Annotated in this window: 9 protein-coding genes and 1 pseudogene; 3 read left to right on the plus strand and 7 right to left on the minus strand. The window is 70.9% G+C overall.

What is annotated here, in order from left to right; genetic code table 11:
• A partial coding sequence (locus GFH49_RS24825) for an AI-2E family transporter (RefSeq protein ID WP_155058298.1) occupies window positions 1-1,109 on the minus strand: 1,109 nt, incomplete at its 3' end.
• Window positions 1,110-1,210: 101 nt separating this feature from the next.
• On the opposite strand from GFH49_RS24825, the gene GFH49_RS24830 reads away from it, so the two are divergent.
• The gene (locus tag GFH49_RS24830; RefSeq protein WP_155058299.1) at window positions 1,211-2,446 is read left to right on the plus strand and encodes an acyltransferase family protein; all 1,236 of its coding nucleotides are present in this window, start codon (window positions 1,211-1,213) and stop codon (window positions 2,444-2,446) included.
• A gap of 252 nt (window positions 2,447-2,698) precedes the next feature.
• On the opposite strand, the gene GFH49_RS41040 is transcribed toward GFH49_RS24830, so the two are convergent.
• The 5 genes and pseudogenes from GFH49_RS41040 to GFH49_RS41755 all read right to left on the minus strand — a co-directional run.
• Window positions 2,699-3,067: a P-loop NTPase family protein gene (locus GFH49_RS41040; protein ID WP_268867521.1), complete on the minus strand. Its 369-nt coding sequence runs from the start codon at window positions 3,065-3,067 to the stop codon at window positions 2,699-2,701.
• Between the two features lie 5 nt (window positions 3,068-3,072).
• A complete protein-coding gene (locus GFH49_RS24840) occupies window positions 3,073-3,897 on the minus strand; it encodes a sulfotransferase family protein (RefSeq protein WP_155058301.1) in 825 nt (274 codons plus the stop codon).
• A gap of 168 nt (window positions 3,898-4,065) precedes the next feature.
• Window positions 4,066-4,215: a hypothetical protein gene (locus GFH49_RS24845; protein ID WP_155058302.1), complete on the minus strand. Its 150-nt coding sequence runs from the start codon at window positions 4,213-4,215 to the stop codon at window positions 4,066-4,068.
• A 231-nt stretch (window positions 4,216-4,446) separates the two neighbouring features.
• Window positions 4,447-6,690: a family 78 glycoside hydrolase catalytic domain gene (locus tag GFH49_RS24850; protein ID WP_230396469.1), complete on the minus strand. Its 2,244-nt coding sequence runs from the start codon at window positions 6,688-6,690 to the stop codon at window positions 4,447-4,449.
• Window positions 6,691-7,385: 695 nt separating this feature from the next.
• Window positions 7,386-8,027: pseudogene (locus GFH49_RS41755) on the minus strand (glycoside hydrolase family 78 protein); the annotation flags it as partial.
• Between the two features lie 85 nt (window positions 8,028-8,112).
• Between GFH49_RS41755 and GFH49_RS24855 the strand changes: the two are divergent.
• Entirely contained in the window at window positions 8,113-8,688 is a 576-nt protein-coding gene (locus GFH49_RS24855; RefSeq protein ID WP_155058303.1) for a DM13 domain-containing protein, read from the plus strand.
• A 57-nt stretch (window positions 8,689-8,745) separates the two neighbouring features.
• Here the strand turns inward: GFH49_RS24855 and GFH49_RS24860 are convergent, their stop codons facing one another.
• Window positions 8,746-9,588, minus strand: a complete 843-nt coding sequence (locus GFH49_RS24860) for an SDR family NAD(P)-dependent oxidoreductase (protein ID WP_155058304.1) — start codon at window positions 9,586-9,588, stop codon at window positions 8,746-8,748.
• A gap of 256 nt (window positions 9,589-9,844) precedes the next feature.
• Between GFH49_RS24860 and GFH49_RS24865 the strand changes: the two genes are divergently transcribed.
• A partial coding sequence (locus GFH49_RS24865) for an ABC transporter ATP-binding protein (RefSeq protein WP_155058305.1) occupies window positions 9,845-10,751 on the plus strand: 907 nt, incomplete at its 3' end.

The following is a 10,751-nucleotide window of genomic DNA, read 5'->3' on the forward strand; positions in this document are numbered from 1 at the left end:
GTGGCGACCGCCGGGATGGCGATGAGCGCGCCGACGGCGCCGAGGAGGGCGGTGCCCGCGATGACGGAGCCGAAGGCGACCGCGGGGTGGATGTCGACGGTCCTGGCGGTCAGCTTGGGCTGCAGCACATAGTTCTCGAACTGCTGGTAGATCACGACGAAGATCAGCACCCACAGCGCGTACAAGGGATCGACGGTGAAGGCGATCAGCATCGGCAGGGCGCCCGCGAGGTAGGTGCCGACGGTGGGGATGAACTGCGAGACCAGGCCCACCCAGACGGCGAGCACGGGCGCGTAGGGAACACCCAGCCCTTGCAGAAGCACGTAGTGCGCCAGGCCGGAGGCGAGCGCCATCAGGCCGCGTGAGTAGATGTAGCCGCCGGTCTTGTTGACGGCGATCTCCCATGCGCGCAGTACCTCGGCCTGCCGGGCGGCCGGCAGTACGGAGCAGAGCGCGCGGCGCAGTCGGGGGCCGTCCGCGGCGAAGTAGAACGCGAACAGGGTGATCGTCAGCAGCTGGAAGAGCCCGCCGAGGACCTGGGCGGACACGTCGAGGACGCCGGTGGCGCCGTTCTGGACGTAGTCGCGCAGCCAGTCGGAGTTGAGCAGGTCCTCCTGGACCTCCACCCGCTCCAGATCGGTGTTGAAGCGGGCGTTGACCCAGTTGATGACGGAGTCGAGGTACGCAGGGAAGTCCTCGACGATCTTGACGATCTGCTCGGCGAGCATGGAACCGAGCAGTGTGACGAAGCCGAGGCTCGCGATCACCAGGCTCAGGAAGACGAGGAAGGTGGCCAGCCCCCTGCGCATGCCCCATGAGGCCATCCGGCTCACCGCCGGCTCGATCGCGAGGGCGAGGAAGAACGCGATGAGGATGTTGATCAGCAGGTCGAGGAGCTGGTGGAAGGCCCAACTGCCCAGCTGGAACACGGCGATGAGGGTGAGTGCCAGCATCATGGCGCGCGGCAGCCAGCGCGGCATGCGGGCAGCCGGCCCGGTGGCCTGCTCGGGCGAGGGCTGAGGGCTCGGCGGCGTGCGGCCGATGTCGGATGCGGATGCGGATGCGGATGCGTGCGGGGCGGCCGGACCCGGCTCGTCTGTGCTTGCCACCGGGCAAGTCTCGCCGACGTCAACTTGAGGCCGGACGGCGCCCCCCGACGAGGAGGCGAGAAGGTGTGTGATCTCTGTGCGGCTGGGCAGGCGCCGCCGTTATGAGCATCCCCCCACCGGACGCGGCATACGAGGACACCGACCAGAGCCCGGGCGGACCGGCGGCGCCGCCGCTCGTCCCGTCGTCGGCGCGGCGGCGAAGAGGCGGCGGGCGGGGCTTTTCGTCGGCGCTGCGTGGTGGGCGGGTGGCAGGGCTCGACGGATTGCGGACGGTCGCGGTGATGGTGGTGATCGTCTATCACCTGGAGCCGGAGGTCGTGCCCGGAGGCTCGGTGGCGGTGGACGTCTTCTTCACGATCAGCGGCTTCGTCATCACCCGGCTGCTGGCCGCCGAGTACGCCCGTACCGGTGGCATCGGCCTGCGGTCGTTCTACCGGCGGCGGTGGCTGCGGCTGGGGCCGGCCCTGCTGGTGATGTGCGCGGTCACCGCCGTGCTGTCGGTGGCGTTCGTGCTGCCGCTGTTCGACGGGGCGTGGGTGGCCGCGGCACTGGCCGCGGCCTCGGTGGTCAATCTCGTACGGGCCGGGGAGCCCGGACCGTACTCCGACCTCGTCGCACCGCTCAGCCACACCTGGTCCCTGGGGGTGGAGGAGCAGTTCTATCTCGCCTGGCCGCTCCTGCTGCTGGTGCTGTTGCGCCGCGCGACGGCCCGGGCGGTCCTGGGCTGGGTCGCGGCACTGTGCGTCCTGCCGTTGCTGTGGCGGACGGCGCTCTGGGACCCCACGGCGGCGCACCGCATCTACAACGGTCCCGACACCCGCGCCGACCAGCTTCTCGTCGGGGCCCTGCTGGCCCTCGTACTGGCCCGGCTGCGCGCCGACGACCCCCGGCTGGCGGTGCTGCGCCGCTGGGCGGGCCGGCTGTGCGGGCCCGCGCTCGCGCTGCTCGCGCTGATCGCCTGGCAGGTCCCGATCACCGAACCGGGCAGGTGGAGCCCGGTGTGGTACACGGTCGGGATGCTGGCCGCCGCCGTTCTGTCGGCCGTGGTGGTGGCCGCGCTGGACCAGTGCCCGCGGGCGTGGCCGTCCCGTCTGCTGTCGGTGCCCGGACTGGCGTGGGCCGGCCGCAACCTCAGCTACGGGATGTACCTGTGGCACTACCCCGTCATCCGGCTGCTCGCCGACCTCGGTATGGACGGTCGCCGGCTGTTCCTCGCCGGCGTCACGGTGACGATCGCCGTGGCCCTCGCCTCGTACGTCCTCATCGAGCGGCCCTTGCTACGACGCGACCGGTTCCGCGTGCGCCGGTCGGAGCGGGTTGCCGCCGCGGCGCGTTGACCGGCGCGGTGACCAGACAGCCGGTCGACGGTGCGGGCGAGTCGCTGCGGGGCTGGGGCGAGCGCGTGGGGTGGCCGGGGTGAGCGCGTGGGGTGGCCGGGCGTGCGGGTAGCGGATACGGGTGCCGGGGGCGCCGTAGCGGCGCGGGCGTGGGCCGCTACGGCGAGGTCGGCGCGTCGACGTCGACCGCTTGAGGCACCTCGCGCGTCGGGCCCGCTCAGCCCCCGCCACGTCGGCTGGGCAGAGCTCCGCTCAGCTGCTTCCGACCAGCACCTTGTGTGCCGCCACCGCTGATTCCTCCGGTCCCTCCCGCTCGGCCACGCACACCTCGACGTACCGCGTGCAGCTCGCCGCGTGGCGGTCCCGCACGGACGGCACGCCCTCCTCGGCGCACGGCACGATCGCCACGATGCCGTTGCGGGCCAGTACCTCGGCCATCAGGCCGATGCGTCGGGGGTCCGTGTCATGGCTGTTGAGACGGTCGAGCACCTCGACCCGGCGCTGTTCGGCCTGCAGGCGTTCGGCGAGCGCGTAGGCGGCGGCACGCCGGTCGGCCACCGACGGCCCGGTCACCCACACCGTGGCCCCCGGGCACGTACATCGGCACTTCGCATCGGACATGTCGCTCACGACGGATACCCCCAGGCACGGGCGATGTCGCGCAGCGCCGCCGGAACGTCTTCCGCGTCCGGCAGCGGTCGCGCCTTCTGGACCTTCCCGGACTTGATGTTCTCGCTCCAGTCACCGATGAACGGCACGAACGGACCGTGATCATTCTTGCGGTAGTCGAGCATCTTCGGCGTCCACGGGACACCGATGTACTCGCAGATCTCCCGGGTGACCGCCTCGGGCCGCTCGGTCAGGTCCTCGTAGCGGACCGTGAGACCGGGCAGTGCGGTGCGGGCCGCCTCGACGGCTTCGATGTACGTGAGCACTTCACGTATGGTCTGGTCGGTATCGCGGTCGGGGCGGTTGTTGATCAGTGAGCTGACCATCGACGCGGGATGGCGCAGCAGGAAGATGAAGCGGGCCTTGGGCCAGCCCTCCTGCAGCCGCTCCCAGACTGCCGCGTTGCCCGGCGTCTTGTCCACGATGATCCGCTTGCCGCTGCGCACGAGCTCGCGGTGCAGGATGCGGTCCCACAGCAGGTACTCCAGCTCACGCTGGTCCAGGTCGAGTTCCGCCATCGCCTTCTTCGTGTACTGCTTGTTCAGGTCGACCGACAGGGTGCGCAGATGCATCTCGTGCGGGGCGCGGATCTGCGGATGGCTGTTGAGCAGGACCCGTAGCAGGGTGGAGCCGGAGCGCACCGAGGAGAGGACGAAGACCGGTTCGGGTACGAGCCGGTGCGCCGACTGCGGCACAGGGGGCTCGGCCAGTCTCCGTATTCGCCGTTTCACCCCGCGCGCCACGCGGCGCACTTCCGGACCGACCGATCCGACCAACACCATCGCCGTGCCTCCCTGCCCCCCGGCGTTCGGACCCCCGCCCTCCCATTGAATGCTTGACCATACTGTGGTCGGCGCCTGGTTTCACCATGGGGAGCGGATGAGATTCTACTGAGAGGTACGTGACCTCCAGTACTCGGTTACCTTCCGCGAAGGCGCCGTCACCAGGCGTCACCCTCCTTTCTCCTCGGCGACGACTCGCGTGCCGTGTGGTGCGGGGGTGTCCGTGTCCGCGTCCGCGTCCGCGACGGCCAGCAACAGCACGAGGTCCGCGATCACGAGGGCGAGGAGCAGACGTAAACGTGCGGGGCTCCACGACATGGCGACGTCTCCTTTCGTACAGAGGTGTGTACGTAGCCCGCCGCCATGCGTCTCGCCCGCGCAGCGTTCCGGCCCGCCGCCCCGCGGGGACAAGGGGGTCCGTGTGGATCCTTCGTGGAGATGGCCGGGGCGGGTGGACGCTGTACCGGCGTGCGCAGGAACGCTTGGAGAAATGTGCACAAGCGTGAGGGCTTGGAGAAACGTGCACATGCGGCGCGTGGATCGGATGGGTCACGCCGGGCCGGTGAAGGCCCATGTGCCGTGCCCGACGCGGAAGACGACGAACTCGGGATCGCTGTGCAGGAACTCCGCGCCCTCAGGCGCGGACACCCGGGAACGCGCCCCTCCCGGCACGTGCACCTCGGCCGTCGAGCCCACCGGCACCCGCACCGACAGCCGCAGCTCCCGGTCGAGACGCGACCAGGACACGGCGGCCTCGCCGCGCACCGTACGGATCGACGTACGGGCCCAGTCGACCCCCGTACGGGCGTCGGGGCGCACCGAGAAGGTGCGGTAGCCGGCGTCCCCGGGGCGCAGCCCGGCCACGTTCTCGTACAGCCACTGGGCGACGGTGCCCAGGAAGTAGTGGTCGCGGGAGCGGGAGTCCAGCGGCCACATCTCCCACATGGTGTCGGCGCCGTTGGCCTGCCAGTACCCCCAGCTCGGATAGGTGCGCTGCGTCGCGACGGCGTGGGCCACGTCCGGGCGGCCGTGGGCGCACAGCACCTGAAGGAGGACGCTCGTGCCGAGGCAGCCGGTGTTCAGATGGTTGCCGCGCGCCTCGATGTCCGCGACCAGGCTGTCGAGTACCAAGGCGCGGGCGCCGGGCGGCACCAGGCCGAAGGCCAGGGGAATCGCGTTGGAGGTCTGCCGGTAGTGCGGGTCCTTCGCCGTGCGGTAGTGGCCCTCCGGGCCCAAAAACGCGTCGTTGAACGCGGTCTTCAGCTTCTCGGCCGCCTCCCGGTACCGGGTCACGGCCCCGCCGTCACCCAGCAGTTCGCCCACTTCGGCGGTGTGCACCAGCGCCCGGTGGAGGTACGCGGTCGCGGTCAGCCGGGTGTCCTCCGGGGGTATCTCGTAGCCGGGCGCCACCCAGTCGCCGAGCGCCGTGACCGCCAGCCCGTCCCGCAGCCGGGACAGCTCCCAGTCCAGGTACCGGGTCAGCGTCGCCCAGTGCTCGCGGGCGGCGCGCTCGTCCCCGTACACCCGGTACACCTCACGCACGACGAACGGGAACACGGTCGTCCACTCGGGGGAGGGCGCCAGCTCCGCGTAGCCCCAGCCGCCGCTCGGCACGATCACCGGCAGCTGCCCCGCGCCGTTCTGGCTGTCCGCCAGGTCGCCCAGCCACTTGGCCAGGAAGCGGTGCACCCCGAAGGCGTACGTCATCACCGGCGTGCCGACCTGGGCGTCGCCGGTCCAGCCGTTCTTCTCGTACATCGGGGTGTCGGTCGGGATGCCGTGCAGGTTGTTGAGGACCGTGCGGCGCATGGCACCGTCCAGCCACTCGTAGAACGGCTCCGAGCATTCGAAGGAGCTGACCTCCTCGACGCGGGTGTGCACCAGCCGCCCCAGCACCTGCTCCGGGGACGGGCGGGAGGGAAGGCCGTGGATCTCCACGTAACGGAATCCCTTGTACGAGAACTTCGGCTCCCAGACCTCGTCCGAGTCCGAGTCCGAGTCCGAGTCCGAGTCCGAGTCCGAGGCCGAGCCTGAGCCCGCGTCGCCGCCCGCGCAGATGTATTCGTCGGTCTGGAAGCGGCCCGGGACATGGCCGGTCTCCGCGTGCACGCTGCCGTCGGCCTTCAGCTTCTCGCCGTGGACGAGGCGGACGATGGTGCCCGGCTCGGCGCCGCGGACGGTGAGGCGGGTCCAGCCCGCCATGGTGCGGCCCATGTCCACCACGTAGACCCCGGGCCGGAGTTCGGAGATCTCCGTCGGCCGTACCGTCTCGGTGATCTCGATCGGCTCGTACGGCTGCGCCCTGAGCGGGCCTGCGGGGGCCTGCTGCTCGCCCGCCGTCCGCCAGCCGCTGTCGTCGAAGCCGGGACGGGTCCAGCCGTGCGGGGCCCGGCGCGCGTCGTATGTCTCGCCCGCGTAGAGGGAGTTGGACAGGGTCGGCCCCTCGGTGATCCGCCACTCGCCGTCCGAGGCGACGGTGGTGCGGGAGCCGTCCGGGTGGTCGATCTCCAGCTGGGCCAGCAGGCGGGGCTCGCCGTGCCATGGCGGGCGGTGCCAGTTCCAGACGTTGGGGGTGGTCATGCCGAAGAAGCCGCGGCCGAGGGTGACGCCGATGGCGTTCTCGCCGCGCCGCAGCAGCGCGGTGACGTCGTGGACGGCGTACAGCACGGTCTCGTCGTAGTCCGTGAAGCCGGGGTCGAGGACCTGCCGGCCGACCCTGCGGCCGTTGATCTCGGCCTCGTAGTAGGCGAGTCCGCTGATGTGCAGGCGGGCCCGGGAGACGCGTTTCCGCACGGTGAAGGCGCGGCGCAGGAGCGGCGCAGGAGCGGCGCGGGCTGCTCCGGTACGGCGACGCTCACTCCGCTGCCCCAGGGGCCCTGCCCGTACGGGGCGAGTACGGCGGCACCGGCCCAGGCCGTGTCGTCGAACTCCGGGCGCTGCCAGCCGCCTTGGGGCTCGGTCGCCGACACCCGCCAGCCGTCGCCGGTGACCAGTTCGTGCGGCCCGTCACCGTCCTCCGTGTCGACGACCAGCCGTACCAGCAGGCCGCCGGGGTTGACGGAGGCGCCGGGGCGGTTGGTGGCGCGGGCGGCGAGCACCAGCGGGCGGCCGGCGGCGCGGGCCTCCGCGGCGGCCTCGGTGACGTCGGCAGCATGGCCGGTGCGCCAGCCGTCCTGCTGCTCCGGCGCGTGCAGCACCTGCCGGCCGTCGAGATGGAGCGTGAAGTCGTCGTCGGCGGTGGCGACCACGGTGGCCCGCCGCACCCGCGTGCCGCCGGGCAGGGGCAGCGCCGCCCGGAACCAGCACGGCCCCGCCGGCGCGTCGGAGGCGGTGGCACCCGGCGACCAGATCCACGAGGCGCCGGAGAGGGAGGGCGGCTGCGGGGCCGGGTCGGCGCCGATCCAGCGGGCCTGCCAGTCGGCCTCCGACAACGTTGTCTCCCACCAGCGGGCCTCACTCCAGCGGGACGCCCGCCCGGCGCCGTCCCAGACCCGTACCCGCCAGAGGTAGCGGGTACGGGGACGCAGCCCGGGTCCGCCGTAGGGGATGCCCACGCTGCGGTCGGACGCCACCTTCCCCGAGTCCCAGACCGGCTCGGCCGCGAACTTCAGGGGGTCCAGGGCCACTTGGACCTGGTACGCGCTCTGCCGGGCGCCGCGCCCCGGTGCGGACAACTCCCAGCCCAGACGCGGGTGTTCGATGTCGGTGCCGAGGAGCCGCTCGGCGTGTTCGACGGTCGTGCGCTCGACGCGGAGGGCTCCGGTGCGGAGTGCTCCGCGTCGAGCGCCTTCCGGGCCCCGTGCCGGTGTGCCGGCCGCCGCCGGGCCGGCCGCCGCCGGGCCGGCCGCGGCTGACCCGGCCGCGGAGAACGCGGTGACCCCGGCGCCCACGCCTGCCGTCGTGCCCTTGAGGAAGAGTCTTCGGTTCCAGCTCTGGCTCATGCGCGTTCCGTTCCTCGCTCGATGTGTCGTTCCGGACAGCGGGCCGTACGTACGTACGTGAAACGATTCAAAACGCGTGATGCCGGAGCATGCTATGTAGGCGCGTCCCGCCCCAACAAGGTGTGCGACAGGGGTGATTCGGGCGGGAGGCGGAGGGCGGGCCAGAGGCGGACGTAAGGGTTTCGTCATCCGCCAGGGATCCCCGGACGGCCGATCCGTCCGTTGAATGGGGGTGAGAGCCAGTGACTCCAGTGACTCCCGGGAGGTAGCAGCTATGGGACGGGTGCGGCGCGTGAAGGTCGGGCCGTGGATGGTCGGCCTGCTGGTGGTGGCGTTCTCAGGGGCCGCCTTCGGGCTGTACTGGTTCCAGCCGTGGAAGCTGTGGCAGGACGAGACGGTCCAGGAGGCGCTGCCCGCGGTGACCGCGGACGCTTCGAAGGCGCCCGCCGAGGCGCAGCCGTCCGGGGAGTCCTCCGCGCCTGACCCGGCCGCCGGACCGGTGACGCTGGCGATTGGCGACCTGATCAGCCACGAGCATGCGACGTCCGGCACGGTGAAGCTGTTGCGGCTGGCCGACGGCTCCCAGGTCATCCGGCTGGAGAACCTGGACACCAGCAACGGCCCCGACCTGCACGTCTGGCTGACCGACGCGCGGGTCGAGGAAGGCCGGGCGGGCTGGCACGTGTTCGACGACGGCGACTACGTCAGCCTCGGCAAGCTCAAAGGCAACAAAGGCAGCCAGAACTACACCGTGCCCGACGACGTCGACCCGGCCCGGTACGGCAGCGTCAGCATCTGGTGCGACCGCTTCGACGTCTCCTTCGGCGCTACGGAACTCACCCGCGTCTGACGCCCGTGGAGGCCGCCGGGACGCCCACGAGCGGGCTCGGGTGTGGCACCGCAGGTTTCAGGCCAGCTCGGTGAGTTGGGCGCTCCTGTCCCACAACCGCTGCCACAGCTCCTCGTCGTCGAGCTGGGCTCCGCGCATCGGTACCTCCCGGCATTTGGCGAACATCTTGCCGGTGACACCGGCGACCCCCGGATCGCTCGCGAGGAACACCGACGTCCGGGCGCCCTTCTCCGGCGTGCCCGACATCAGGTGCATGGACGTCTTCATCAGCCAGGACGACTCGTCCATGATCGCGGTCTTGGCCATGCCGGGGTACAGCGCGTTGGCGGTGACACCCGTGCCGTCGAGCCGCCTGGCCAGTTCGCGGGTGAAGAGCACGACGGCGAGCTTGCTGGGCCCGAGCGCGGCGAAGCTCGAATACTTGCCCTTCTCCAGCATCAGGTCGTCGAGGTCGATCCTGGCCCCCCGGATCAGCGCCCCGACGCTGACGATCCGCGCGGGCGCCGACGCTTTGAGTCGATCGAGCAGGAGGTTGGTCAGGAGGAAGTGCGAAAGGTAGTTGGTGGCGAACATCTTCTCGATGCCGTCGCCGGTGACCTCGCGCTTGGGCAGCATCACCGCGGCGTTGTTGACGAGTACGTGGATCTTCGCGTGCCTTTGCAGGAGTTCGGCAGCCGCACGACGCACGTCGTCCTGAGCGGCAAGGTCGGCGATGACGAGCTCGACCTTGTCGTTGCCGCTCTCCTGGGCGATCTCGGCGCGCGCTCGTTCGCCGCGCTCCCGCGAACGCCCCAGAACGACGACGGTGGCGCCTTGTTTGGCCAGCGCGAGGGCGGTGGCGCGGCCGATACCGCCGGTGCCGCCGGTGATCACACAGACCCTTCCCTGCATTTCGCTCATCGGGCTCACTCTCTCCTCATCGATGCCGAGCGCAAACGGCACCGTAAGCCGTACCGGTGCGTCTCGGTACGCCGGGCGCGATACCTGCGTCCGATCCTCACCGGCTCGACCTGGATGCTGATGTCCGCTTCGTACCCCGGTACGAGGTCGTCCCCGTGGTTCAGCCCGCGGGTCGACCGGATCGGGGCTGTCCGGTTCCTAGCGTTGCTGGTGAAGCGTCTGTCGGACGCCCGGAGGCTGACGGAAAGGCATACGAATGATCGAGGCACAGCTACTGACCAAGAGGTACGGGGACAAGACCGCGGTGGACGGCCTGGACTTCGTTGTCAGGCCGGGCACCGTGACCGGCTTCCTGGGGCCGAACGGTGCGGGGAAGTCGACCACGATGCGCATGATCGTCGGACTGGACGCCCCGACGAGCGGCTCCGTGACGGTGAACGGCCGCCGCTACGCCCAGCACCGGGCCCCGCTGCAGGAGGTCGGCGCGCTGCTGGAGGCGAAGTCGATCCACCCGGGCCGCTCGGCGTACAACCATCTCAACGCGCTCGCGCTGACGCACGGGATACCCCGCAGCCGGGTGGAGAAGGTCATCGAGCTGGCCGGTCTGGGCAGTGTGGCGGGGAAGCGGGCCGGGGCCTTCTCCCTCGGTATGGGGCAGCGGCTGGGTATCGCCGCGGCGCTGCTGGGTGATCCGCAGACGGTGATGCTGGACGAGCCGGTCAACGGCCTCGATCCGGAGGGCGTGCTGTGGATCCGCAATCTGCTGACGGGGCTCGCGCAGGAGGGGCGGACGGTGTTCGTCTCCTCGCATCTGATGAGTGAGATGGCGCTGGTGGCGGACCATCTGATCATCGTGGGGCGCGGGCGGTTGCTGGCCGATACGACGGTGCAGGATCTGGTGCGCGAGGCCGGCGGGAACACGGTGAAGGTGGCGGCCCAGGATCCGGCGCGGCTGCGGGACGTCCTGGCGGGGCCGGGCGTCGACATCACCGGTCAGGCCGGCTCCGAGGAACTGCACGTCGCAGGGCTCACCGCCCGTGAGATCGGGCTGAAGGCGGCGGAGCACGGCGTCGCACTGTTCGAGCTGAGTTCGCGGACGGTGTCGTTGGAGCAGGCGTTCATGGATCTGACCAGGGATGCGGTGGAGTACCACGGCACCACGA

The sequence above is a fragment of the Streptomyces blattellae genome (assembly GCF_009709555.1).
Taxonomy (GTDB): Bacteria; Actinomycetota; Actinomycetes; order Streptomycetales; family Streptomycetaceae; genus Streptomyces; species Streptomyces blattellae.

Bases quoted from the DNA above. Each gene is read 5' to 3' on its own strand.
- GFH49_RS24860 (WP_155058304.1), bottom strand. From the start codon at position 9,588: ATGAGCGAAATGCAGGGAAGGGTCTGTGTGATCACCGGCGGCACCGGC.
- GFH49_RS24830 (WP_155058299.1), top strand. From the start codon at position 1,211: ATGAGCATCCCCCCACCGGACGCGGCATACGAGGACACCGACCAGAGC.
- GFH49_RS24845 (WP_155058302.1), bottom strand. From the start codon at position 4,215: ATGTCGTGGAGCCCCGCACGTTTACGTCTGCTCCTCGCCCTCGTGATC.
- GFH49_RS24855 (WP_155058303.1), top strand. From the start codon at position 8,113: ATGGGACGGGTGCGGCGCGTGAAGGTCGGGCCGTGGATGGTCGGCCTG.
- GFH49_RS24840 (WP_155058301.1), bottom strand. From the start codon at position 3,897: ATGGTGTTGGTCGGATCGGTCGGTCCGGAAGTGCGCCGCGTGGCGCGC.
- GFH49_RS41040 (WP_268867521.1), bottom strand. From the start codon at position 3,067: ATGTCCGATGCGAAGTGCCGATGTACGTGCCCGGGGGCCACGGTGTGG.